Below are 25,338 nucleotides of genomic sequence, written 5' to 3'. Positions count from 1 at the left end.
CGAAAGGAGCAACTTATGGATAAAGAAAGTACCAAGTGGATCCGCTTTTTAGGTGGGAAAAATTTACTTTACACATTAACTATCCTTTGTCTAATTGCTGTAACTATCTTTTTATTCAACACTGTTTCATTTATCTTTAAACCAATTTTTGTTATTTTTAGTGCCGTCTTAGGCCCGGTACTTTTTGGTATTATTCTATTTTATTTGCTTAATCCAATGGTGAAACGCCTTGAGAAAAAAATTCCCCGTGTTTGGGCGATTGCGATTCTCTATGTCTTAATTATTGCATTACTAGTGTTAGCTGGACTGCAACTTTTCCCAATTATCCAAGACCAAACGGAAGAATTAATCAAACAATTCCCAAGTTTTTGGAAAAGCACGCTCCAAACAGTACAAGAATTTATGGCTAAAACACCTTTTGCAAAAGATTTAGAATCTGCTAATGAGTCGATTAATCAGCTCTGGGGCAAACTTGCAAACTCCTTTAAAGACTTTGCAGGGGATTACCTACAAACAGGCGCACAAGGTCTGGGAAGCGTCTTTTCTGCAGTCTCTTCTACTTTCCTAACCTTGTTTACAGGACCTATCATCGCCTTTTTCCTTTTAAAAGACAAAGAAAAGTTTTATCGCTTTGTAAAAGGCATCATCCCCCCAGCTTTTCGTCCTGATTTTGACGAATATAGCCAAATTGCCAACATTCAAATTGGCGATTATCTAAAAGGTCAAGTCATTGCTTCCTTGGTTTTAGGGATTATGTATTGGCCAACTTTTCTATTAATTGGTTTACAATTTGGTAGCATTTTAGCTTTAGCTGCTGGTATTTTATGTATTATTCCTTATATCGGGCCATTTATTGCCTTTATTCCTGGATTGATTATTGCCTTTCAGGATTCCACATTTATGGTAGTTAAATTTGTTATCGTCTGGTTTGCCATCCAATTGATTCATGGTGATTTTGTTATTCCTCGTGTGATGGGCGATAAATTAAAAGTCCATCCGATTACTATTTTACTTGTCTTGTTAGTTATGGGCGAACTGTTTGGTTTAATGGGCGTTATCTTCGGGATTCCAATGTATTGCCTAGTTAAAGTGACAGTCATTTATTTATTCCGCAAATTCAAACAACGCTATAACCGCTTTTATGGTGACAACGGCGAGTATGAACACACGAATTTTACTAAAGATCAATATTTAAAATAATATAATGAAAAAACTGGGACATAAGCCGTTTAGACTTATGTCCCAGTTTTTTTACCATACTTCTCTAGCAATTTCTTGAAGTAATTGAACTTTGCGCCATTGTTCTTTCTCCGTCAAACGATTTCCTTCTTCCGTTGAAGCAAAACCACATTGCGGACTAATACTTAAGTTTTCTAAAGGAACAAACTGTTGGGCTTCTTCAATTCGTGCTTTCACTTGTTCAGTCTCTTCTAATTCAGGAAACTTAGAAGTAACTAAACCTAAAACGACTTTGCTGCCATTATTTTGCCAATGTCTTAATGGTGAAAAGTCCCCTGCACGATCTGAGTCATATTCCAAGAAGAAACCATCATAATTCGTAGCAAATAATTCTTTTGCTATCGGTTCATAACCACCTGAAAATAACCAAGACGAAGCATGGTTCCCACGGCAAATGTGCGTGGTTACAGTTAAATCTTCTGGCTTGCCAGCTAAGGCTTCATTAATAATCGTGGTACACACTTGTGCAATTTCTTCTGGCTGTATTCCTTTTGCTCGTAATTCTTCTTGTTTTGTCTGATCCGCTAGAAACGCCCAATTTGTATCATCAAATTGTAAATAACGGCAACCTCTCTCGTAAAAGGCCGCAATTGCATCTTTATATGTTTGTGCTAAATCCTTATAAAAATCACCAATCTCTGGATAAATTGTTTGAATGCGCGAGGTGCCGTCGTTGGATAAAATTTCTTGACGTAAAATCATGGTCGGACTAGGGATCGTTGCTTTGGCTACCGTGCCATCACCAACTTCCACCACCTCTTTTAAAAATGAAAAGTCCTCTAAAAATGGATGTTGCGCAGGAAAAGATATTTTATCCACTACGCGGATATTATAGGCTGGAGCTGCTTTTCCATGAAAGGTTTGGTTATACCCCGTTTCTGGGATATAGCCTGTCACACCATTTAATCCTTCTAAGAAATCAATATGCCAAAAACCGCGACGAAATTCACCATCTGTGATTCCCCGTAAACCGCCAGCTTTTTGTTTTGCTACTAATGCTTTGATTTCCTCATCTTCAATAAGACGTAGCTCTGCTTGAGATAAAGCACCTGCTTGGACCTTTTTCCGTGCTTTCTTAATTGTTTCCGGACGTAAAAAACTTCCCACATGATCAACTGTAAAAGGAATCTGACTACTCATTTGCCTCACTCTTTCCTATTTTTATTTATAAAAAAACGCCCTTTTACTAGCCGTAACTAGTAAAAGGGCGATTATTATCGCGGTACCACCTTTTTTCGGAAAGATGACTCTTTCCCTTCAACTGACAATCATAATCAGCGGTCTTGTTAACGAAAGACATTACGTTTTTGCCTACGTTTCGACAAAAATTCCTCCTAGGCCATTTTTCGATACAGACATCTAACTTTTTTCACCAACCAAAGTCTCTCTACCAACTGTCTTGTATTTACTTTCCTATTCAACGGAAATTATTAGATTATAATTAGAATACCACGTTTAGCAAATTTGTCAACGGAGATGGATGAAATAGTAATGAAAAAAGCAGCTTCTTTTCAGAAGCTGCTTACGTCTATTTTTATCATTGCTGATTAGGCTGAGTGTCCTACGATTGTGCTACCTGAGTAACCAAAACCGACACGCGTAATACCTGGGTTAATTTCCCAATCACGGTGACCGCTTCCTGAAGCTGTTACCATGTTTGTTTCGTTGTACCACGCCATGATTACTGAGTTACCTGGCGCCCACATAATTGCGATAACTTCATCTCCACGAGACCAGTGATCATTTGGAATACCACCTGCTTCAACTTGTGCTGCACGAGCAGTTGCAGAAGCTGCTAAGCCTGCATCCCATACTACTGGACGTAAACCTAATGATTGACGTAGAACGTTCAATGCATTGATTGTTGGATCAGCAGAAGGCGCTGGTGTTGGTTGCTCTGGTTCTGGTGTTGGTGGTGTAACTGTTCCACCACCAGTTTGGCCACCATTATTTCCATTATCACTTGGTGTTGTAGGTTGTACTGGTTGTTCTGATGAAGAAGAGCCAGTATTTTCTGTTGCACTATTATCTGTACTTGGTGTAGTTGTTTCAGTTGTTTGTTGCGTGCTTGATTCAGTTGCTGAGCTTGAGCTTGCTGGTGCTTGCGCTTCTGTTGTTGAAGAAGAGGCAACTGGTGCTTCTGCTTTTACTTCAGCTTTAGCTTGAACTGGTTTTGCAGCAGCTTGTTTAGCTTTTTCAGCTGCAGCTTTTTGTTCAGCAGCTAAGCGTGCTTGCTCTGCTTCAGCAGCTGCTTTTTGTTTTTCTAAGCCAGCTTTAGAACTTTCAGCTGATGATTGTTCTAATGCTAATGAAGCTTTCATTACGTTTAATTCAGATTGTTTAGAAAGTAAATCTTGACGTTTTGTTTCTAATTCAGCTTCTGTTGCTTCAAGTTGTTTTACTTTTTTCTCGTTTTCAGCTTTTTTATCAACAACCGCTTGTTTGTCTTCTTTTTGTTGTTGCATTAAGTCGTTGTTGGCACTTACGATTGTTGAAACAGCTTGAACACGGCTGATTGCATCTGCAACTGAGTCCGCATCTAAAACTGCATCTAGCATTGTTGTGCTTTGTCCATTAACTTGAACATCACGTGCTTGATTTTTGATTGCTTCGTTACGTTTTTCAATACGTTGATTCAAGTTTGTAATTTCTTGTTGTAATTGTTCTGATTTTGCTTTTAGTGTTTGCTTTTGTTCACGTAAAGCCATGCTTTCATCAAATACTGAAGATACTTCTGCTTCTAAAGAAGATACTTGTGAAGCTAAATCCCCTTGTTTTGCTTTTAATGATGAAATTTCTTGATTTTTTTCTTCAATTTTTTTATCAACATTGTCCGCCAAAGCGATGCTTGGGGTAGCAATTGCTGATAGCGTTAATGAACATAGTAATACTGATGCAAATAGACGTTTCTTCACTTGTCATTCCTCCGAATTAATTTCTAAAGTTTATTTAAAATATCTTAATCTTTTCTTACGACAAAAACATTCTACCACACACATATTTCAATTAAGCAATAGAAATGTTACAAAAACATTTCAGATCACTCGTTCTTTCTCCATAATAGGTAAACTTACCTTTTGTAAGGCTTTTACGCCTTGTCATGACTGATTTTCACGTGTTTTCAATTGTTAAACAATTCTTCGATTTTTTTTCATATTTTTTCTTTTTTTATTCAAATTTTGCTTCTTTTTTGTCGATATATGCTTTTTTTCGTAAAATTAATCATTTTTCCTTCTTTTTAGCAAACGTTTTTGTTACAAAATTCGTTATATTTTGGTAATGAACCAAAAAAAAGGCCGCTTCGTTGAGCCGCCTTTTATTATTTCTATGCAATGTTTTTGATCAAACTATTCAACTTATTTTTTATGGACTTATGGGCCTGTCACTAAATTCCAAGTCACCATTGCTTGATAAGTTTGATCTTTTCTACCTTGATTTGCTGGAATTTCTAATTTGATTTGATCAAAAGAAAAATCAAATTGATAAACATCACTTTCGTCAAACTGACCATTGGCAACAATATGGCTAGCTACACCGTTGGCAACTAATTGAATAGCGGTTGTTTTGCCAAGAGCAACTTTAGTTTCCGTTGGTTGATTGTACTGAATAAAACCTGAAACATTGGTTGTTCCTAACAATAACTTTGTCATTGATGATAGTTGATCCACTCTTCCTTCAAAGGGGGATAGTTCTGCAGTTAGTGCCCAATTGGGTTGTGATTTTTTCAAACGTAAATATGGATTTTCCTGACCATTTTCATAATAATCTGCTGCCTGCTTTAAACCATGTTGCTGCGTGTTGCTAGAAATGGCGACTTTGCCAAAATCAAAAGTTGGTGTGCTGATAAAACCTTCCTCTTCTGGTGCCACAATTTCTTGATTTTTAGGTTGGATTCTGACAGTATCAGCTGCGTGAACAGCAGAAAAATTTCCATTCATTTCAACAGCCGCTTGTAACACTTGATCTGGTTCACCTGTAGCAATTGTTGTCATCATAATAGTTGCTGTCTGACCAATAGGCACTTCCGTATTTAAAGCAATGCCAACTCGCCAATTTTCATCAGTAATAGGAACAATTTTGTTTGGTTCAGATCCAACACGAATCGTGACTTGGATTGGCCGAGCTAGACCTGGTGACCAACCACTTGCTGGCTTTAAGTTTATTTTTTTTAACGGTACTTCTCCCACATTTGTAAGCATAATCTGCCAAATTTGTATATAACCACTTGGCATGACTTTGACTAGTCCTTCTATTTGCATTTCAGCTTTTGCAGTTATTTCCTTATATACTGCTGTAATAGCGTTCATTTCATTAAAAACAGGGGAGTTTATTGGTCGTTTTGTTTTTTCTAAGCTCTCTTGTTTTGTTTTATTTTGATACCAACCTTGATATAAATAAGTTTTACCGTTAACGCTGTATTGTTGTGGCAGTTTTTTTCCAGCTAAATAGCGAAAGCCATCTGTAGTTATCGGTCGTTGGTGATCCTGAATAAAATCAGATGGTGGTGCAATTTCAACACCATTGACATCCTCAAATGTATAATTTTTTTGAGGTATCTCCTTATAGACAACAGTTAAATCATCATTGTCATCATAGGTAATATCATAACTGGGCGTTACGCTTTTTTCTAAATTTTCAGGTTTCGTTTTCCCTTTATACCATCCTTGAAATTGATACGTTTTTGAGTCAATTTCATAGCTACTTGGCAAAAGATCTTTCTGTTTAAATGCGTAAGGGTCACGCTCAATAAGTGTTTGCTTTCCTTGTCTAAACCCCGGTGGTGGAGGGATTGGTTTCCCTTGAGTATCCACAAAATGTTCTGTCACTTTGCGATTGGTAACATGATAATAGACCGGCCCTGAAAATTTAAAGTAATTCAATAGCCCAGATTGATTCGATGAATCAACCTTCACTTGGTTGTACAAAGGAACGATTAGTTTTTGACTCTCGCTAATGTTAAACGTTACTCCTGTTTTCTGACTATATTGTTGTGCAGACATTTTTTCCAATTCAAATTGCGAAATTGTTGTTGGATATTGGTTTCCTGATGCGTCGGAAATAGTTGGCAGCGGATAATTGGGATCAATTTCCCCTTTCTTATTGTATAAGCTTAAAGAAGTATAATATCTTGGTAAAAAAAATGTTTGATTACTCGCTGCAAGCACCGTTGACATGTCGGAATAGACGGCTACTTTCTCACTTGGAATTACCACTTCTTTTAAATTAGCCACTGTAGATGCTGTCACTGGTTGACTTTCACCTTCCCACACATTTATGCCATTTGGGGAATTGCCTTGCCAACTATGATACTGTAGAAGGATCTCATTGGCGTTTACTGGCTGCCCCTCTTCATTAATAAATCCATAACGATAAGTTAGGTTAGGCGTCTCAATTCTTTCTCTAATCGTTTGACTTGTAACATTAGCCTCATTATCGATTAACTCACTTTTTGGCAATGCTAGTGGTTCTTCATCATGTAGTTTATCCTTTGTCTGTGGTTGTTCACTTTCGGCTTTTTCTGCTGTTAATGAATGATTGGTTCCTTCTCTTACTTGTTTTGTACTTGGTAATGTTTCTGCAAAAACAGTTGTCTGTATTAGTATGGGGAATACTAATATATGGCAGATGCCCGTTACTATCAATTCTTTCCATTTACTTCGCTTCATATTGTCCCTTCTTTCTAAAGAACAATCCAACAATTCTTAGTTAACTAAACATTAAGACACTAAACTTAGCAGAATGATCACTTACCATTTTCAGCAACAGTCTTGTCTTGTGGTATCGGTTTCATTTTTCTTTATACTTTGGATCATTCACTTGTTTCAGCCCTATTCGTCCAATACTTCTTTTTACTAACCAGTTATAACTAGTTTAGCAAAAAAGAATAATTTCTGAAATTCCGAATTTTAAACAGACAGGAGCATTTCCTGAAGATTCTATATATATCAAGGAAAATCGACCAAAAATAAACTGAAAATAAACTTTTCAATAGAGAATCATAGCTAAAACAGGATAAATTAATCATATTTTCACCTTCCTAGCTTTACCTTTATCAAAAAAAGCTCAAAATGTTAGTTTTGACAACTAACATTTTGAGCTTTTTGTTTTTTTTCTTAACGAATGATTTCGACTTTTTTGTCTGTCTTGACTGTAACACGGCCGTTTTTAATAACATATAACCGTTCTGGAATATCAATAATCGCATGTTCAACCACTTTTGTGTCTAATAAGACTAAATCTGCTTTATTCCCAACTGCGACACCGTATCCTTCTAGTCCCATCGCACGAGCAGGACTTGTTGTTACCATTGGTAGCACTGTTTTTAAGTCATCCGCTCCACCTAGGTGCCCAACAGGAATGGCTAACATCGCTGTTTGAACAATATCCCCTGTGCCATATGGTGTAAAAGCATTGCGAATATTATTCGTAGCAATACAGACATTCACGCCACCATCGCGTAATTTACGGATTGGCGTAACCGCACGTCGAACATTGTACTGATCACCACGAGCCCCTAAATGTAAATCCGTTGCTGGTAAAGCCATCACGCTAATATTTGCTTCCGCCATTTTTGCAATAATAGGCGCCAATTCTGCTTCAGGTAAGGCATGCAATGCCGTTAAGTGGCCCACTGAAACACGGCCTTGGTAGCCTTCAGCGATGGTTTTTTCACATAAATATTCAATACTCATATCATCAGCTTCATCGGCAAAATCTTGGTGTAAATCTACATCTTTATCATATTTTTTAGCAATTTCAAACACTAAATCAATATGTTCTTTCGCTGGTGCATCATTATAAGGAATACCGCCGACAACGTCTGCGCCCATATCCATTGCTTCATACATCATTTGTTCTGTTCCAGGGGCTTTAAAAATTCCTTCTTGCGGAAACGCAACTACTTGCATGTCAATTAACTCTTTGTATTCTTCTTTCAAACGCATAATTGTTTTGAAGCCAGTAAAACCTTGCGCTGGGTCAAATTCTGCATGCGTTCTTAACGCCGTGGTTCCATGAACGATTAACATTTCTAAAGCACGTTTGGCACGGTCGTAAATGTCTTCTTCGGTAAATGTTGGTTTTAATTCTGCGGTTACTTCAATTGCTTCTTTCAACGTACCTGATTTATTTGGTTTACGATCAGCGATTAATGCCTTGTCCAAATGTAAATGGCTTTCTACAAAACCTGGGATTAAAACACGACCATCTGCTTCGATGACTTCTTTGGCATCGCCAGTAATAACTGGGGCGATTTCAATGATTTTACCTTCTTTAATAGCTACATCTTGTAATGCTTCACCGTCTTGAAGACGAACTTGTTTAATTAATAAATCCATGTTTTCCACTCCCTAAATTGTTTTTTATCCAAAGATTAAACCGATAACTAATAATAGTACAGAGGCAATACTTAACCATTTCACGTTTCCTTTAACTACATCCAAAATTGGAATTTGGAAGCCTGAAGATAAAGCTTGCATAGTAATATTAACGAAACTCATTTGACTACCTAAACCAACACCCATTGCTACAAAACCTAATGCTAACGGCGGGAAGTTTAACGATACAGCAACTGGTAGCACTAAAGTTAAAACAGAACCTACGTAGGCCCCAGCTGGAATCCCAATTAAAATCCCTGTTAAAATGGCAACTGGCACGACAATAAAGGCTGGTGCATTTTCAGCAACACCTGCGATGACAGCAAACGTTCCTGTTTCCGCAATAACATTAATAAAGGCTAAGAAAATCCCTACTTGGAATAAACGAGTCAAAATATATGTAGACCCATCTACCATCGCTTCGACAGATTTGTTCATTGAGAAATCTGTACATAAGAAAATTAAAACTAATGTTAAAATCATGTATACAAGTGGCGTAAAGAAGGCAAAACCAATTAAATCATTCACAATTGGTCCAAAAATTACAGCAAACAATAAGAAAATGGCTGGCAAGGTAATTTTAAATAATTCGCCATTGCTCTTTTTATCAAATTCATCATCTGCCGACTCTTTAAAGCCAACATTTCTATGTTTCGTTCCCCAAAAGGCTAACACAATCGCTAATGCTACGAAAAATAACCAGTAAGGTCGCATGGTTGAAACATATGAACCGACACTGATATCGCCTAATTTTGAAACAATACTTGATTCTAATGAAGCGGGTGATGTTGTAAATGATACCGCAGCAGCTAAAGACATTGCTGCAATTAATTCAGGAACAACGCCAACTGCGGCAAAGGCCAATGGCGCAATAACCATCGCACTTCCGCCACCAATTCCTGACATATATGTGGCTGCGGCTAATAAGATAACAATAAAAGCTGAAACATACTCGACTTTTCCTTTTGTGCCTCGTTTGGCTAAAGTTAATGCAGCTGAATAACTACCTGCTTTAAAGACCGCCATCGCAACAGCTGAATTAATGATGGGAACGGTAATTCCTAACATCATCGGGATAGCTTCCAACATCTGTTTATTCGCTTCTTCTAGTCCAATGCCACCAATCAGCATCGCTAAGACGCCACCAATTAAACCAGCGATAATCATATCGACTTTCATAAACAATAGAACCAAAACAACAATCAATGGAATAATCACAACTAATGCCATGATTCCTGTCGGGGCAACTACATCCCCAATCTCATCAGCAAAGGCCGCAACTGGCACAAAAATACTAACTAAGAATGCAAAAATAAGTGCTACTTTTGACGATTTTTTCATTTTACTTTCCTCCAATAGAAAGAAGGCGAGAGCAACGCAGCAGCGAATACTCTCTGCGCTCCTCATTATTTGGCAAAGGCACCTTGCCCGCCATATTTATCGTAATGTACAATCTCACTAACTAAATAATCATAAATACTTTGTGGAATTTCAATGCCTTCTGACATGGCTTTTTGATAGTTTAGCTGACCAATTTCTCCTGGATAGTAAACTTGTTGAAACCCTTCTGCTGTAGGCACACTATGAAGTTCTTCCACCATTTGATTAATATTTTCTTTAAATCGTTCAGAATCTGTAAAGCGGCTTGGGTCAATGATTAAAAACATCTGTCCCAGATTCCGTTTCTCCGTTAAATCCGCATACATGGAGCTGACATGTTTGCCAAAAGGTAAGCCTAACAACGAACCAGCTAAGACATCGACCATCATCATTAGTCCATATCCTTTTGGTCCTGAAATCGGCAATAAACCTCGTACTTCATAAGGATCAGTCGTTGGCTGGCCTTTTTCGTCTACTGCCCATGTGTCGGGAATTTCAACATCTCTTGAACGTGCATCTAAAATTTTCCCCCAAGCCTGTACTGTCGTAGCCATATCAAACACGACTGGTTCATGACCTGCTCTAGGTGCTGCAAAAGCGATTGGATTTGTTCCAAAATAATTGCTTGTACCACCAAACGGTACCACCATTGGATCAGATTGACACATCGAAAGAGCAACCATGCCTTGTTCCGCTGCTTTTTTAACATAATACGATAACGTCCCGCTATGACTCGTTTGAGAAACGCCAACATATGCTAACCCTGATTCTTTGGCTAGTTCAACTGCAGCAGCTAATGCTTCGTTACAAACAAATTGACCCACGCCATTATCGCCATGAAAAATGGCAGTGGACGGTCCAGTTTTTTCAAATGATAATTCGGGGTCAATCGTGATCCCGCCTTTTGCAATCCGTTCCGCATAATAATCCATACGAACCGCACCATGTGAATGAATACCGCTAGCATCTGCAAAAGTTAAATGTCGAGCAACTTCTTCGGCATGTTCAGAATGTAAACCAGCAGCTTCTAATTTTTGTTTCATCAGCTTTTCTAATTTTTCCGGTGTAACGACAACCATTTCTTCCATTGCGCTTGCTCCTTTATCATTAATCTTAAAAAAGGGAAAGAAAACAAGTGATTTTCTTCTTCGACCTTGCATTTCCTCCCCTTTTTTCACTACTTATTGCTACTGTTAAAGACAGTATAGTCAATTTCATCCACTGATTTTGCAACTAGAATAGCAGAGTAAACATCTGAATTGACATTTAAAATTGTTCGTAACATGCCAACAAACCATTCGACGCCTGCAAAAATTGCAATACTCTCAATGGGTAAACCCATTTGCGGAACAATCACTGCCAGTGAGACTAAGCCCGCACCGGGAACAACTGCGTTTGCTAGTGAGACAAACGTTGCTGTAATTGCTAAGTAAATCATTTTCGTAATATCAAAATCTAGCTGATACATCTGAGCGATAGTCATTACAGTAAAAGCCATATGCATCGCTGAACCGTTACTGTTTAATGACATACCTAACGGCAACACTAAGTTAGTAATTCGCTTACTTAAACCTAATTTTGTTTCTGTTTCTTCCAAAGCTACTGGTAAAGTAATTGCTGAAGAAGTTGTCGCCAAGGCCATCACAGACATATTTTTCATGTTTGTAATTAAACGTAGTGGACTTACTTTACAGTACAATGTGATAACCAAAATCCAGATGCCCAAAAATAAAATAGTGCCTAATCCATAGACCAATAGATACTTCACTAACGGTAAAATAATTTGAAGGCCTAAGTGACTAATTGTTGAAGCAATTAAAGCAAAAATCCCCAGAGGTGCTAGATACATGACGTATCGAATGACTGTAATGATAACTTCATTAAAGTCCACAATTATTTGGAAGAGTTGTGTCTCTGGATGGCTTTGTAAGTATTTATTCAGTGCTAAACCAAAAAATAATGCAAAGACAATAATTTGAATAATCGATCCTTGAGTCAGTGAATCAAAAATATTTTTCGGAACGAAATTTAAAATTGTATCAGTAATTGAGATTTCTTGCGCTTTAATAGAAGCATCTTGGAAGCCAGTCATTTTAACACCGTATCCTGGATTAAAAATGACTGCCATTAGGACGCCCCATAAAGCAGCAGCTAAGGAGGAAATCCCGAAAACAGCGATTGTTCTACCCCCAAGGCTCGTTAATTCTTTTGGATTAATACTGCCAACTGCTTGGACAATTTGCCCTAAGATCAAGATAGGAATAGCCATTTGCATCAGTCGCAAAAAGACATCTCCAACTATTTTCAAGTAATTGCCGCTAGCAGGAATCAAGAGTCCTACGAGGATTCCTACGACAACAGCAATTGCAATTTGGGTGATCATGGACGGTTTTTTCATGGTAAACTACCCCTTTTGACTGATCACAGTTCCTGCTTCTTTATCGATGTTTTCTAAGTTTTCGATAGAAGTAATGATTGCTTTCCGTTTGTCATCACCTTTTACGAAGTCTAAGGCAGCTTCGATTTTTGGTAGCATACTACCAGCAGCAAAGTGACCTTCTTTAATGTATTCTTCTGCTTCGGCTACACTGATTTGTTCTAATGCTTTTTGATCTGGTTGATTGTAATTAATGTAGATGTTATCAACGCCTGTCAAAATAATCAAACGGTCTGCATCAACGTTTTCAGCTAAAACACGTGCAGAGAAATCTTTGTCGTTAACCGCTTCCACACCTACGTATTGTCCGTCTTCTGCTACGACCGGAATGCCCCCGCCACCAGAACAGATAGTTAAAACGTCCGCCTCTACTAAAGCACGAACCGCCTCTTTTTCAACAATTTCTTTAGGCATTGGTGATGGAACAACTTTTCGGTAGCCACGGCCAGCATCTTCCACATACGTAGAGCCATCTTTGGCTGCTTCTGCGTCAGCTTCTTCTTTTGTATAGAATGGACCAATTGGTTTGGATGGTTTTTTAAACGAAGGATCTTCTTTGTCCACACGTACTTGCGTAACTACAGAGATAACTGGTTTAGCAATGTTACGTTTTTCAAACTCATTAGTTAAAGCATTTTGTAACCAGTAACCGATGCTTCCTTGTGTCATCGCAACACAAGTATCCAATTTCAACGCTGGATTTTTTTCACTTTCGCCTGCTTTTTGTTGTAAAAGCAAATTCCCTACTTGTGGTCCGTTTCCGTGACAGACAATGACTTGTTCCCCTTTAGCAACAAATTCTGCAATATATTTGGCCGCGTGATTAACGACGGCTTTTTGGCCTTCATCTGTTGGATCCGTATCTAAAATAGCATTCCCACCTAGGGCAATTACGTTTAAACTCATTGATTGATTCGCTCCTTTTTAGTAAAGCAAAGACAAAATCTTTTCAGTATCGACGGATAAGAAATAATTTGTTTACGAAATGAAAGATTTTGTCTTGCTCATTTTGATTGTTTCAGTCATTATCGAAGGGATAATTAACCTAATTTCGGTTTACTCTCATCTTTAGCTAAGAAAGCAAAAGCTAGTAAACCAATAACTAATAGTACACAAGAAAGATAGAAGCCAACTTGCATTGAGCCTGCTGTATCTGCTAAATATCCTGTGACATACGGTGCTAGGATTGACCCTGACATCCCGATAAAATTATAGGCACTTAACGTTGTTCCTAAGGCCGCTTTTGGTGCATGTTTGGTAACAAAAGTCACCATAATTGGATCTAACGCTAATTTCCCTGTTAACCCATAAAGAATTAAAACAGAAATTAACAATGTCCGATTTGTTACAAAAGCAATCGCAAAGACAGATAGGATTGCTAAAGGTACTAATGTAAAGACTAATTTTTTCGTCGCACCTGTTTTATCATTCAAACGAGCGAAGATTAAGGCTCCTGGAATAGAGGCCCATGGTACAAGTGATGAAATGAAACCAACGCTCGCTCCTGTAAAGCCACGTTCAGCAATTAAAAATTGTGGCAACCAAGTAATAATGACAAAGTTTGCATAAATACTTGTGAAACATAAAATAAATGCGGCTAATAAATTACGATTTGAGAAAATTTCTTTTAATGAGATCTTTTCTTGTGGTCCTTCTTCAGCAGCTGCTCGTGCAGCTTCTTCACCAGGACGAATCACTTTTTCTTTCAAAATTGTATAGAAAAGAATTCCTACGATAAACGTTGGAATCGCCATGATAAAGAATGGTTTGCTCCAATGTTCACCATTTTCTAAAACCAACTTACTTGAAAGTAGGTACCCACCTGATGTACCGAAGGCCATCCCACTATTGATGATGGCATTACCGATGGTCCGTTTACTTGCTGGAATCGCTTCTGTCGATAGCGCATATTGCGGGCCATAGTAAGCTCCTTGACCAATACCAGCAATTGCACGAATGACTAAAAACATAACAAAGGTTGTCGCTAATCCACTAAAATAAGTAGAAATAGCAAGAACGATAAACCCAACAGCAATGACTAATTTCCGCCCAATTTTATCGCCAATCATCCCAAAAGGAATCTGTGCAACAGCATAGGTTAGAAAGAAGATACTATTGGCTAAACCAAGTTGTGTGTTACTTAGACCAAATTGTTCTCCAATGACCCCCATCACTGGATTAAAAATAGTTCGTGTTGCGTACATTAAAATCCAGCCTACGAAGAAAATGGCTACGACTTTAATCCAGTAACTATTGCTCACTTGCACTGCTTGATTTTTTTTACTATTCTCCATGTCTTCTCCTCACTTCTCATCTAACTCTACAGATTGTAAAGCTAGTAACATTCCAAATGACATATCTTTACCAGAGGAATGTCCGATTTGTATAATTCTGTCAATATTTTCGTCAACTCTATTATCCCGATGGTTCTCCAAATCCAAGAGTAACTGATACAACAATGAATTTACATATCCTTTAGCCGAGCTTGCAATATAGCCTTTACTAACATCTGTTGTGGATAAATTTGCTGCCGAAAGAGTAGCGGCTAACGCCGCAGCTCTTTCATCAGCAAGTATGAACAAAATTGTTTGATACGCCACTAAAATGTCATCACCACTCGGGGTTAACCCTTTGCCCCGACCAATCAGATAATTCGTTACTTCTTGCCATTCCGATAGTGTCCAAACTTTTTGTTTTTGGCTCATTTTTTTGAAAATATGCTTTGCTCGTTCGTCTAAAGGCAGGCCAATTCTACGTTCTAAGTTTCTCGCTAATAAGCGGTCTCGCAACAAGCGTAATTGGTCTTTTTCTAACTTGAAATGAGTAATGTTTAAAGAAACGACCTCGGCAGGTGTGAGTTGGATCGTTTTCACGCCGACTGTACTGTAAAAGGTCAACTGATTTTCTGTGATTTTGACTTTATTACCTTGTTGTACATACGGAAAGATTTCTTGAAACAATTGATCTGGCAAAAACATACCAAAGCTTGATAAATAATTATGGAAGTTTGCAACATTGATTAATTGATCCTGGACTTTCAGATTAAATGAACGTTCAAAAACACTGTGAATGGTTCCCATCTTGCCATATTGGTGGATAGGAAAAATGTAGTCACTAATGACTAGTTGGTTATTCAACCGTAATGCCTAGTTTCTCAGCATACGCTTCTAGGGCTTTTTCAAAACAGCCTAGAGGTGCTCTAACTGTCCCTGCACCAATTTGACCAACACCGGCATTTTTGTGTGCAATCCCTGTATTGATGATTGGTGTAATTCCCAATTCCACCACTTTACGGATATCAATTCCTAAACAAGTTCCTTGGAAATCCCAAGTTGGAATTGAGAATGTTGGGTTGTGTCCTTCACAGATTTTTGCCATTTCATTTGAGGTTGCTAACGCATCTTCAAAGCCACCTGCACCAACAAACCGTGTTACGCCAGGTGCAGCTACCATAGCCATTGCTCCAACGCCTACTGTTTCAGTAATTGCACTATCCCCGACATCAGGATTTCCGTCTTCTTCGCTGAAACCAGTGAAGTAAAGACCTTTTGGTGTATTTACTGGTGCGGTATGCCATTGATCGCCTGTTTCTGCAATCCGGACCCCAAAGTTCACGCCGTTACGAGTCATCGTTGTGACAATCGTTCCGTTGGTATCTTTACGGGCACCATCAACAATTGCTTTTCCAGTTGCCATCATGACATTTAAGAAGAATTGATCTGTGTCAGCTAAGAATTTGATTACTTCGTATTTTTGATCTTCTGGAATATCTGTTTTGATAATTAATGGAGACAATTCTTTTAAGAAGTTCAATGATGCGGCAATATTTCTTTGGTGGAACTCGTCACCCATTGTAATAGAGCGCGCAATCAATACGTTTAAGTTCAAGCCTTCTTCAGAAAGTTTCAAGGCTTTCGCAATAGTTGGTCCTAAAACATCTTTAATCCAATCTAAACGATCAACTACTTCTTGTGAATAAGCACCAAAACGCAATACTTTACCGATACCTTCATTCAAGATACAGTATGCTTCGTTACCTTCTAAGCGATTTTCTACAACAAAGACTGGCATATTACCAGAAGTAATACCGCCCATTGGTCCTACTGCTTTTACATGGTGACAAGGAATGAAACGTACTTCGCCAGCTTCAAAAATCTTCAAAGCATCTTCTTCGTTGTCTGCCCAACGTTCGAATAATGCAGCTCCGATACAAGCACCTTTCATTGGTCCAGTCATTTCAGACCATTGGATTGGTGGTCCAGCATGAAGTAATGTTTTTTGTGCGTCATCATTTAATTCTGGAATCACTGATTTTGCAGGTACCACATCTACTAAGAATGGTTGTGCATTTTTAATTTTGTCTGTCACTTTGTGATTTTCAGCTTCGATTTGTTCACTGTAATCTTCCAAAGCATCCAAAATTTTAATCATTTTTTTATTGCCGTTGGCACGTGGACGCCAGTTAAATTGAACTGTTTCGCCACCGTAATCAACGATTGATTCTGTAAAGCTTTGCAACCCAACGTTAATGATTCTTGGTTTGGTTGTTAATAGTTCCATTACTTTTTCGCCTGGTTTTGGTACATCGACAGTTGGTCCGTTGTAAGCAACCACTTCTTTATCGTCTTCTGAAATTTCGATTCCTTTTAGCAATAAAGCTAATTGAACAGCTTTAGCATTGCTTTCTGCAACTAAAACGCCGCCTTCTTTCAAACGATCAACCGACGATTGGTAATTTTGCGGATCTTTCGTCGTCCCACAAACAGTTGCAACAAAGTAAAGATCACGTCCTGCTTCTTTGGCTGTGGCACGCGCTTCTTCAATTGCTGGTAACAATGCACCAACCATGTCTTCATGAGCACCATAGCCTAACACCACATCGAATAAGATAATCCCCGTTTTTTCATCTTGTGCGTATTCACGAATTTTTTCGATACGAACATCTGGGTCAATCATTGGGTGCGGACGACCTTGTGTATACATATCATCGCCTAAGTCAATGACTTCATAACCGTGAGATTTCAAGACATAACCTTCTGCTTTCACTAAACCGCCAAGATCTAAAGCTTCTGAAATTAACATACCTGCTTCAGAAGCTAATGTACCACCTGAATATAAGCCTTTTACAACTTTATCTTCTGGTAATGTTGGTACAGCTGGTTTTGCTAATGCTTCAAAGTAATTTTTCTTCACGGCCACATCATTTGCTAAATCAACAGCAATTTTAGCTGTTTCTTCTAATGTATGAGCTAGATAAACTTTGCCTTCGTGACTTGTTGGTTTTTCTCCTAAGAAAATCGCAACGACTGGTTTTGAAATACTTTGTAATAATTCAACCACTTCATCACGAACTTCTTTTGCAGGTGGTTTAGAAATAACTGTAATCACATCGGTTGGTTCGTGATTTTCTAAGGCCACAATAGCATCTTTCACTGTGATAGCGCCTACTTTGTCGCTTAGGTCACGACCACCAGTACCAATGGCGTGAACAACTCCGCCACCTAAGCGGTCAATAATCGTTGTAACTTCTTGAATCCCTGTTCCTGAAGCACCAACAACGCCAATGTTTCCTGGAGAAACAACATTTGTAAAGGCGATTGGAATACTTGAGATAATACCAGTTCCACAGTCAGGCCCCATCATTAGTAAGCCTTTTTCATGCGCTAATTTTTTCAAACGTACTTCATCTTCAATTGACACATTATCCGTGAAAGAGAACACGTGTAAATCATTTTTTAAGGCACGTTCCATTTCTGGCGCACCATATTCACCAGGAATACTGAATAGCGCTACATTCGCCTCTGGTAAAAGATCAAACGCTTCTGACCAAGAAGTTGCTGCTTGTGCTTCTTCACTAGTTCCCTTTGCTGATAAATCATCTAAGAATTCATCAATCGCTGGCATAACTTCTTCCATGATGTTTTCTTTTTCACTGTCAACCACAATCATCATGTCGTTTGCAGATGCACTATTGGCCTCATCCGTTAACAAGTTCGTGTTGTTAAGGATGTCTTTGTTGGCATCTGTTCCCATCATGATTTGACTCATGGTTACACCATCTAATGCATTGATTTTATTGGTCAATAACATTAAGTTGATGGAGTCTTGGTAATTGTTTTTCAAAATTACTGTGTGTAACATTGTTCATCCTCCTATCTATTCCTTACAATGCTATTGTATCGAAACGAGAAAGTGTTTTCATCGGACATAATTCTAAAAAAATGGTATAATTTTTATCCATAAGAGGAAAAAAGGAGAAAATGATGAAATTAAGAGAGTTATTATCGATAGGTGACTTAAAAAAAGGTAAAATTTTGACGAAAGAGATTGGTTTAGACAATGAAGTTGACTCGGCAATGGTCTTAGAAGCGATTGACATTGAGAACTGGAGTAGAAAGAATCAGTTAATTTTGACTTCTTTCTACGCATTGCATGATCTACCCGAAAAAGAGTTGGAAAATTTTTTCGTAAAGATGCGCCGAATTGGCATCAGCGGCTTAATTTTGAAAACAGATCGATTCATTAAAATGATTCCAGAGTGGTTTATCGAATTATGTTTCAATTATGAAATTCCTTTAATTAAAATCACACAAGACATTAGCTATGAAAAAATTCTGTTTACGATTTACGAGCCTTTGTTGAATTATCAGTCGCATGTCTTACGTACGTATTACGATGTGCGCCAACGTTTCACCAAATTAGAGCGCCACTACCCAACGGTTGAGACGATTATGCAAGAATTTTATGACATCATTAAATTACCCTTCGCTTTAAAAATGTTGGATAAACATCTGGAAATTAGCGATGGCGACTTACCCCATGATGCGATTGTGCTCTCAAGAGAAAAACTAAAAAACAGTGAGTTCACTAAAAATGATTACTCTCTTTTAACACTTTATTCTCATGCCAACCCCAAAAAACAGTTGGCACTAGAAGTTTCTATTTTCAATAGTTATTCCACTAATTGTTTACTTCTGGTTTATTTACAAGATGAAAAGGTTAAAGAAACGGATTTAGTGATTATCGAAAATGCGATTGATGTCTTACAAGAAAAATTCAATACCGAAAATTTGTTAAAAAAAGAACGGTATACTCGTTTGAACAACTTAGCGGATGCTATTTTACAAAATACACCGCAAAATCCTGACGAGCTAAACAGTTTGCTTCGTGAAGTGCAAATGCAAGAGCTAGATTCTTACCAAGCGATTGCTTTTTCTACCAAAGACACCAATACACAACTCATGAAAGAACGAATTATTGCCTTACTTCGTACCCTGCGTGTGAAATCCATCTTCTTTGATCAGCTAAATTATTCGGCGGTCCTTTTTAACTTCAATGAAAGTGATGGAAAAATTACAAAGCTGCAATTAAGCCGTTTATTAGCTGAACTTTTAGAAGAAAACGACACGCTTACCGTTGCCGTCAGCAGTTTAAAATCACGAGAAGGGATTAAAGAGCTACTGATTGAATGTCTGGACATTCTGCGCTTTAATGAAACTTTTTATAACGGACCAATTGTCACCTTAGCCGATATCGGGGTATTTAAAAATTTTATCCGCGAAGACCAATTGGAAAATTTAGACGAATTAATTCCTCGCGCACTTTATCAATTAGCCGAAAACAACTACGATTTATTTGAAACTTTGTACAGTTTTTTCCAAAATAATCGCAACTATAAACAGACCTCTGAAGCGATGTTCCTTCATTCAAAAACGATTCGTTATCGTTTAAACAAAGTGGAACAACTTCTTGATATTGACTTAGCCAATCCCTTGCAATTGTTGAACTATGAAATTGCCACATACATTATAAAGATGAGGAGACGTGCACTTGAAAAACAATCAAACACTCGCTAATGGCGCAACAGTTACTATCTACCCCACTACGACTGAATCAACGAACTATGTCGTCTATTTACACGGTGGCGGGATGATTTATGGAACCAAAAGTGATTTAACAGAAGAACTGAAGGAGCTGTTTACAAGCAATGGCTATACCGTTTTAGCACTGGACTATTTGTTGGCTCCAAATACAAAAATCGATCACATCTTAAGGACGCTAACGGAAACCTTCCAATTGTTAAACGAAGAGATTATTCAAAACCAGCCATTTGGTTTGTGCGGGCGTTCCGCTGGCGGTTATTTAATGTTACAGTTAACCAAACAATTACAAACACTAAATTTGAGGCCACAATTTTTAGTCAATTTTTACGGCTATACAGATTTAGAATTTATTAAAGAGCCACGGAAATTATTAAAGCAAGCCATTTCCGCTAAAGAAATAGCTGCTATCGACCAAACAAAGCCTGTTTGGGATGATCCTTTTCTTTCTCGCTATCTGCTGTATCATTACAGTATTCAGCAAGCGCTATTGCCGCACTTTTACGGATTACCAGAAAATGGGGACTGGTCTGCTTACGCACTGTCAGACGAAACATTAAAAACTTTTCCCCCTTGTTTCAGTACAGCTAGCAGTTCAGACGAAGAAGTGCCGTTCCGCTATAGCAAAAAAATCGGACGGACCATTCCTGAGAGTACCTTTAAAGCGGTTTACTATTTAGAACATGATTTTTTAAAACAAACCAAAGATCCTTCGGTCATCACTTTATTTGAGCAATTGGATAGCTGGCTGAAGGAACGATAAGCAATCAAGAAATTTTATTAAAGTATTAGACTTGTGATAGAAACTTTTTTACGATCCATGATATACTGTATATACAATATATACGAAAGGTGGGTTACTAGTGGAAATCAAAGAAAGAAAACTTAGAAAAGTTGGGAATTCTGTTGTTATGACATTGTCAAAAGAGTTTCTAGAAAGCATTGGTGCGACTGCGACAGACACCGTTTATGTAGACGAAGAAAAATTAAAAGATATTATTGTTAAAAAAAATATGTCAGAACATCAAAAAAAATTACAACAAATGATGGAGAACTCAAAACAAAAACATAATGAGCTGTACAAAGAATTGGTTACTAAATGAAAAGTATTTATTATTTATCAGCGGATGATCTATTTCAAATGAATACTTTCTTGATCCAAACGTATTCTCCCGCAGAACAAATTGGCATCAAAGATCGTAATGCATTAGAAATGGCTAGCAACCAACCAGCACAATTCGTCTTTGACGTTGACCTGTACCCAACAATTGAAGAAAAAGCAGCTATTTTAATGATTAACATTGCAACAAAGCATTGTTTTTACAATGCAAATAAACGGACAGCTGTAATGGCAACCGACTTATTTTTACAATTAAACGGTTATGATTTCCAATTAGATACGCAAGAAGGCGTTGATTTATTGGTTTTTATTGCTACTTATAGATCAGATTTTGATCAGTTGAAAAACGATGTACCAAAAGTAATCAGAGCTAAATTAAATCATACTTCTTCTCACTAATTTCATCAATGAAATATAAGATGGATGTCGTTTTCAATTGTAAAATTAAGCGTCTAATCCAAATAAATTTAATAACAAAAAAAGAAGCGAGAAATCTCGCTTCTTTTTTTATTTTTGATAAAGTGTGGTTCCTTTTACCACACTGATTTCCACCGGTATCTGACGAGCGACAAAAGCCGCCGCACATTCTGCTTCAGTGAGTAAGTAAGTTGCTTCAGCACCAACTTGCGGCCAATTTGCTTGCCCTTGTTCGTCTAAAGTTGTGACACCATCTGTCACTAAGCCCAATAATTGGGTTAAAGCATCTTGATCTTTCACATTAAAAAGTTCACCTAAACGAGCCAATTTTTCTTGTAATGAACCATCACCATAGGGAGACCAGCAATCGTAGATATTGTCACAACCAAGATGGACATTGACTCCATGACGTAACAATTCCATAATTGGCGGAATCGTATTAGGTGTGATTGGCACGCTGGAATTAATATGAATTTTTTCTGCTGCTAAAGCATCATAAACTTCGGCACGTTCTTCACCAATGAAATCATTTAACCCGAAGGCATGGCTGATAAATACTTTGTCTTGTAGGCCATATTCTTTCGTTAAACGGATAATTTCTTTAATCGTTGTTGTCCCAGCTTCGTGACGGTCATGTAAATGAATATCCACACCGACACCATGTTTATCTGCTAAGCGGAATGTTTCAGCCAATGATTTTTTGTAATCACCATCTAGTGAATAAGGATCCACGCCACCAATAAAATCGGCGCCTTTTGCCAATGCTTGATCAACTAATTCAACGGAATCTGAACGTAGTAAGCCGTGCTGTGGAAAGACGACAATTTCTACCGCAAATGGTTTCGTTTGGGCCAATGCTTGGACTTCATCAAAATAACGTAAGTCTGTCATCGGTTCCACGTCGACATGTGTTCTGAAGGCTGTCGCGCCATGTGGTAATTCTAAGTCAATTAAATGGTTGGCGCGTTCTGTTAAAGAAAGTTCTAAACTATCTAAATAAGGGATTTCTGCTTCGACACGTTCCACAATTGACTTCGCTGGCGTCACCGGATACCACGGAACACCTAGTTTACTTTTATCAAAGTGACAATGTTTTTCAATCAAACCTGGTAAAATCAATTGATGGTGACCATCAATAATTGTCATCCCAGATTCTTCTACCAATTCTTCATTGGGGATGATTTTTGTAAATACTCCATCTGTTACTTCAATTGCCACTTCTTTGGTTACTGTCCCAGATAACCAGTCACCTTCTTTTTGATACCCTGTTTCAATTCGAACATTTTTTAACCAATAATTCATGCTTTCCTTCACTCCTACCTGTATTTATTCCTTCCCGAAAGGACACAATACTTAGTTGTACTGTGCTAAAATTTTACTAATTTCCGTATAACCTTTTTGATTGGCATAGTCCATTGCTGTTCGACCAGAATTGTCTTTAATGGATTGATCCGCACCATTTTCCATTAACAATTTTACAATATCTTGGTAAAGTTGGTTCCCTTCACGTAACCCCACTGCCTCAATCAATGCTGTATAGCCAAAGTCATTTTGGAAATCTATGTCTTCTCGTCCATCTTCTAACAAGAGCTTCACATTGTCAATATGTCCTTTTTCAGCTGCCGGAATTAACGCATTGCCACCGTAACGGTTATGCTTATTTAAATCTGGGGTCGCATGTTTTAACATATACGCTAAAATCTCCGTACGTCCTTGCGCTCCCGCATAAAGATAGGGACTATCACTAATGCTATTTTGCAGATTAATATCGGCACCCCGATCAATCAACGCTTTTGCAATCTCAATGTCATTATTGTGAACAGCGATATTGAGCGGTGTGTTGCCTTCTGTGTCGACTTCATCCACTTGATAAGTAGTATCTTGTAAAATTTCCTTGACCTTCTTCGTATCTCGTTGATTGGCTGCTTCTAAAAGCGCACCCACTTCATAGGTCTTCATCGGTTCTTTCACTTCCTCTTTTGATGTTGTTTGAGCCACCGAACGGGTTGTACTGGTGCTTTCAGTTTTTGCACTACTTTGAGTAGTCACCGTTTGACTATTTTTTGACGCTGCGGAGGGTGTTTCTCCTCCTTGACACGCAGCAAGTAATGGAATGGTCACGACACTTAATAGCCCCATTAAAATTTTTTTGTTCATTGTGCTCAACTTCCTTTCTTCGAGAGAAATATGAGATTTTTCTCCAGTGGTTCTAATCTAACGAATCTTTTTTTATTTGTCGATTAAAACGCTTTCTCTGTTTTTCTATTTTAAAAAGAGAGAAACCAAAAGAAGTCGAAACTTTTTTTGGTTTCCATTCGTATGTTTTGTTCTTAAAAGGTAAATTCAGGATTAAAAGTTCCTTGGTATGGTTCATGTTCCACATAGACTTGGATATCGTTTCCTTCGTTATCTTTACCCATTCGTGTGTACGTAAAACGATTATCATTCAATTCTGTTAACTCTAAGACAGCGCCATAGCGATTGGTTCCAATGGAAACATGGGCACGGAATTTATTTTGATTTCCTACTTTAAAGTAGCCATAGTCGCCACGAGTTTCACCAGTTTGTAAATTGAAAAATTCATATTTGCTGCTATCTTGGTCAAATTTCGCTAAGCTGATAAAGTTTTGGTTGGCCGAAGTTACGTCATTGCCATCTTTATCCACTACTTTTGTGCCATTCCAAAGAAGTTGCGGTGTCCCATCAAAGGAAGTTTTACCAATAATTTCATCCCCTTGTCGATTTACATCAATCTGGCCTGTTTGTTCTGTCATGGCACGGCGTCCATTCGTGAATTCTAGTGTTCTGGGACGATTATTGGGGTATGGCTGCGGACGACCATAAACTGGTCCTGAGGTTGCTTTGTTTTCTACGAAAACTTCAATATCATTTCCGTTTTTATCTTTCCCCATCTGTCTATACGTAAAAGTATCTTGGTATAAAGTTCTAAGTGGGTATACACCTTGATAATTTTTGGTTTCAGAAATAATTACAAGACGGGAAACATCTGTAATACCAGCGGTCATAAAGAAGGTTCCTTCATCTCCTGTTGATTCTCCAGTCTCTTTATCAAAAAATTCATAGAAACTAGTGGTTGCATCAAATTTGATTGCATGTAATAGGTTTTGATTTTCATCTGTTAAGTCATTCCCATTTCGATCATAAACGCGTGTTCCAGCCCAATCTTTTTCTGATAATCCTTCATCTTGTCTAATACCAACTGAACGTAAATACTCAGGTAAATCCCCTAAATTATTGGGATTGTCTACGCTTTGAGGAACGTATGCTTCTGCCGTCAAAGCCCCTCCTGCTCCACCAACTAATAACGCACTTAAAGCCAACAACGTAATTGTACCAACGATTTTTTTCTTCATAAACGACTACTCCCTTTCCTTTTGATAATTTAAGGATAGCAAGTAGTTATTAACTCCACCTGTCCATAATATGAACAAATTATTAAATAATAATCATTATAATTATCTTAATAAT

20 protein-coding genes and 1 other annotated feature are annotated in these 25,338 nt (G+C 37.9%); of the genes, 6 read left to right on the top strand and 14 right to left on the bottom strand.

Going from position 1 to position 25,338, the window contains the following annotated elements; translation table 11 throughout:
* Positions 1-15: 15 nt before the first annotated feature.
* Complete coding sequence (locus IGK27_RS01495; protein WP_010817008.1) at positions 16-1,200, top strand: AI-2E family transporter; 1,185 nt, start codon at positions 16-18, stop codon at positions 1,198-1,200.
* 51 nt (positions 1,201-1,251) lie between these two features.
* Here the strand turns inward: IGK27_RS01495 and IGK27_RS01490 are convergent, their stop codons facing one another.
* Positions 1,252-2,379 (bottom strand): 5-methyltetrahydropteroyltriglutamate--homocysteine S-methyltransferase, encoded by a 1,128-nt coding sequence (locus IGK27_RS01490; RefSeq protein ID WP_002355260.1) that lies wholly within the window; start codon positions 2,377-2,379, stop codon positions 1,252-1,254.
* A gap of 60 nt (positions 2,380-2,439) precedes the next feature.
* Positions 2,440-2,669 (bottom strand) — a binding site (T-box leader).
* Positions 2,670-2,786: 117 nt separating this feature from the next.
* Complete coding sequence (locus tag IGK27_RS01485) at positions 2,787-4,154, bottom strand: PcsB-like coiled-coil domain-containing protein (RefSeq protein ID WP_002410455.1); 1,368 nt, start codon at positions 4,152-4,154, stop codon at positions 2,787-2,789.
* Between the two features lie 185 nt (positions 4,155-4,339).
* Between IGK27_RS01485 and IGK27_RS01480 the strand changes: the two genes are divergently transcribed.
* Positions 4,340-4,519, top strand: coding sequence for a hypothetical protein (locus IGK27_RS01480; protein ID WP_033605810.1), 180 nt, complete (start codon positions 4,340-4,342; stop codon positions 4,517-4,519).
* A 91-nt stretch (positions 4,520-4,610) separates the two neighbouring features.
* On the opposite strand, the gene IGK27_RS01475 is transcribed toward IGK27_RS01480, so the two are convergent.
* The 9 genes from IGK27_RS01475 to fdrA form a co-directional block, all read right to left on the bottom strand.
* Positions 4,611-6,905 carry a WxL domain-containing protein gene (locus IGK27_RS01475; RefSeq protein WP_033626495.1) on the bottom strand — a complete coding sequence of 765 codons (2,295 nt, stop codon included), beginning with the start codon at positions 6,903-6,905 and terminating at the stop codon, positions 4,611-4,613.
* Positions 6,906-7,352: 447 nt separating this feature from the next.
* Positions 7,353-8,576: an amidohydrolase family protein gene (locus IGK27_RS01470; protein ID WP_002389547.1), complete on the bottom strand. Its 1,224-nt coding sequence runs from the start codon at positions 8,574-8,576 to the stop codon at positions 7,353-7,355.
* Between the two features lie 24 nt (positions 8,577-8,600).
* Positions 8,601-10,022 (bottom strand): hypothetical protein, encoded by a 1,422-nt coding sequence (locus IGK27_RS01465; RefSeq protein ID WP_002392492.1) that lies wholly within the window; start codon positions 10,020-10,022, stop codon positions 8,601-8,603.
* Positions 10,022-11,083: an ureidoglycolate dehydrogenase gene (gene allD / locus IGK27_RS01460; RefSeq protein WP_033626496.1), complete on the bottom strand. Its 1,062-nt coding sequence runs from the start codon at positions 11,081-11,083 to the stop codon at positions 10,022-10,024. Before allD ends, IGK27_RS01465 begins: the two co-directional genes overlap by 1 nt.
* Before the next feature lie 89 nt (positions 11,084-11,172).
* The gene (locus tag IGK27_RS01455; protein ID WP_002355253.1) at positions 11,173-12,393 is read right to left on the bottom strand and encodes a dicarboxylate/amino acid:cation symporter; all 1,221 of its coding nucleotides are present in this window, start codon (positions 12,391-12,393) and stop codon (positions 11,173-11,175) included.
* A 6-nt stretch (positions 12,394-12,399) separates the two neighbouring features.
* Positions 12,400-13,338, bottom strand: coding sequence for a carbamate kinase (gene arcC, locus IGK27_RS01450; RefSeq protein ID WP_002355252.1), 939 nt, complete (start codon positions 13,336-13,338; stop codon positions 12,400-12,402).
* 134 nt (positions 13,339-13,472) lie between these two features.
* Entirely contained in the window at positions 13,473-14,726 is a 1,254-nt protein-coding gene (locus tag IGK27_RS01445) for an MFS transporter (RefSeq protein WP_002355251.1), read from the bottom strand.
* Between the two features lie 9 nt (positions 14,727-14,735).
* Positions 14,736-15,569, bottom strand: a complete 834-nt coding sequence (locus IGK27_RS01440) for a DUF2877 domain-containing protein (protein WP_002355250.1) — start codon at positions 15,567-15,569, stop codon at positions 14,736-14,738.
* Positions 15,562-18,573 carry a DUF1116 domain-containing protein gene (gene fdrA / locus IGK27_RS01435; RefSeq protein ID WP_002355249.1) on the bottom strand — a complete coding sequence of 1,004 codons (3,012 nt, stop codon included), beginning with the start codon at positions 18,571-18,573 and terminating at the stop codon, positions 15,562-15,564. The genes IGK27_RS01440 and fdrA overlap by 8 nt, the downstream gene beginning before the upstream one ends.
* A 122-nt stretch (positions 18,574-18,695) precedes the next feature.
* On the opposite strand from fdrA, the gene IGK27_RS01430 reads away from it, so the two are divergent.
* The 4 genes from IGK27_RS01430 (at position 18,696) to IGK27_RS01415 (ending at position 21,831) form a co-directional block, all read left to right on the top strand.
* Positions 18,696-20,288 carry a PucR family transcriptional regulator gene (locus tag IGK27_RS01430; RefSeq protein ID WP_002355248.1) on the top strand — a complete coding sequence of 531 codons (1,593 nt, stop codon included), beginning with the start codon at positions 18,696-18,698 and terminating at the stop codon, positions 20,286-20,288.
* Positions 20,263-21,075, top strand: a complete 813-nt coding sequence (locus tag IGK27_RS01425) for an alpha/beta hydrolase (protein WP_002407437.1) — start codon at positions 20,263-20,265, stop codon at positions 21,073-21,075. The genes IGK27_RS01430 and IGK27_RS01425 overlap by 26 nt, the downstream gene beginning before the upstream one ends.
* Positions 21,076-21,175: 100 nt before the next feature.
* Positions 21,176-21,415 (top strand): AbrB/MazE/SpoVT family DNA-binding domain-containing protein, encoded by a 240-nt coding sequence (locus IGK27_RS01420; RefSeq protein ID WP_002358371.1) that lies wholly within the window; start codon positions 21,176-21,178, stop codon positions 21,413-21,415.
* The gene (locus IGK27_RS01415; RefSeq protein WP_033626278.1) at positions 21,412-21,831 is read left to right on the top strand and encodes a type II toxin-antitoxin system death-on-curing family toxin; all 420 of its coding nucleotides are present in this window, start codon (positions 21,412-21,414) and stop codon (positions 21,829-21,831) included. Before IGK27_RS01420 ends, IGK27_RS01415 begins: the two co-directional genes overlap by 4 nt.
* Before the next feature lie 108 nt (positions 21,832-21,939).
* Here the strand turns inward: IGK27_RS01415 and IGK27_RS01410 are convergent, their stop codons facing one another.
* The 3 genes from IGK27_RS01410 to IGK27_RS01400 form a co-directional block, all read right to left on the bottom strand.
* Positions 21,940-23,151: an amidohydrolase family protein gene (locus IGK27_RS01410; protein WP_033626279.1), complete on the bottom strand. Its 1,212-nt coding sequence runs from the start codon at positions 23,149-23,151 to the stop codon at positions 21,940-21,942.
* 51 nt (positions 23,152-23,202) lie between these two features.
* Positions 23,203-24,006, bottom strand: a complete 804-nt coding sequence (locus IGK27_RS01405; RefSeq protein WP_002379049.1) for an ankyrin repeat domain-containing protein — start codon at positions 24,004-24,006, stop codon at positions 23,203-23,205.
* A 173-nt stretch (positions 24,007-24,179) separates the two neighbouring features.
* On the bottom strand, positions 24,180-25,223 hold the full coding sequence (locus IGK27_RS01400; protein WP_002387660.1) for a DUF4822 domain-containing protein: 1,044 nt from the start codon (positions 25,221-25,223) through the stop codon (positions 24,180-24,182).
* Positions 25,224-25,338 lie beyond the last annotated feature (115 nt).

Origin of the sequence: Enterococcus sp. DIV0236 (assembly GCF_050558525.1) — a bacterium.
Classification (GTDB): Bacteria; Bacillota; Bacilli; order Lactobacillales; family Enterococcaceae; genus Enterococcus; species Enterococcus faecalis.
The sequence above is the reverse complement of the archived record's forward strand: the minus strand, read 5'-3'. Positions and strand labels throughout refer to the sequence as shown.

Excerpts from the sequence above, each read along its gene's own strand:
- arcC (WP_002355252.1), bottom strand. The coding sequence starts at position 13,338 with ATGAGTTTAAACGTAATTGCCCTAGGTGGGAATGCTATTTTAGATACG.
- IGK27_RS01415 (WP_033626278.1), top strand. The coding sequence starts at position 21,412 with ATGAAAAGTATTTATTATTTATCAGCGGATGATCTATTTCAAATGAAT.
- IGK27_RS01495 (WP_010817008.1), top strand. The coding sequence starts at position 16 with ATGGATAAAGAAAGTACCAAGTGGATCCGCTTTTTAGGTGGGAAAAAT.
- IGK27_RS01480 (WP_033605810.1), top strand. The coding sequence starts at position 4,340 with ATGACTGATTTTCACGTGTTTTCAATTGTTAAACAATTCTTCGATTTT.
- IGK27_RS01465 (WP_002392492.1), bottom strand. The coding sequence starts at position 10,022 with ATGAGGAGCGCAGAGAGTATTCGCTGCTGCGTTGCTCTCGCCTTCTTT.
- IGK27_RS01455 (WP_002355253.1), bottom strand. The coding sequence starts at position 12,393 with ATGAAAAAACCGTCCATGATCACCCAAATTGCAATTGCTGTTGTCGTA.
- allD (WP_033626496.1), bottom strand. The coding sequence starts at position 11,083 with ATGGAAGAAATGGTTGTCGTTACACCGGAAAAATTAGAAAAGCTGATG.
- IGK27_RS01490 (WP_002355260.1), bottom strand. The coding sequence starts at position 2,379 with ATGAGTAGTCAGATTCCTTTTACAGTTGATCATGTGGGAAGTTTTTTA.
- IGK27_RS01410 (WP_033626279.1), bottom strand. The coding sequence starts at position 23,151 with ATGAATTATTGGTTAAAAAATGTTCGAATTGAAACAGGGTATCAAAAA.
- fdrA (WP_002355249.1), bottom strand. The coding sequence starts at position 18,573 with ATGTTACACACAGTAATTTTGAAAAACAATTACCAAGACTCCATCAAC.
- IGK27_RS01405 (WP_002379049.1), bottom strand. The coding sequence starts at position 24,006 with ATGAACAAAAAAATTTTAATGGGGCTATTAAGTGTCGTGACCATTCCA.
- IGK27_RS01400 (WP_002387660.1), bottom strand. The coding sequence starts at position 25,223 with ATGAAGAAAAAAATCGTTGGTACAATTACGTTGTTGGCTTTAAGTGCG.
- IGK27_RS01475 (WP_033626495.1), bottom strand. The coding sequence starts at position 6,905 with ATGAAGCGAAGTAAATGGAAAGAATTGATAGTAACGGGCATCTGCCAT.
- IGK27_RS01445 (WP_002355251.1), bottom strand. The coding sequence starts at position 14,726 with ATGGAGAATAGTAAAAAAAATCAAGCAGTGCAAGTGAGCAATAGTTAC.
- IGK27_RS01430 (WP_002355248.1), top strand. The coding sequence starts at position 18,696 with ATGAAATTAAGAGAGTTATTATCGATAGGTGACTTAAAAAAAGGTAAA.
- IGK27_RS01470 (WP_002389547.1), bottom strand. The coding sequence starts at position 8,576 with ATGGATTTATTAATTAAACAAGTTCGTCTTCAAGACGGTGAAGCATTA.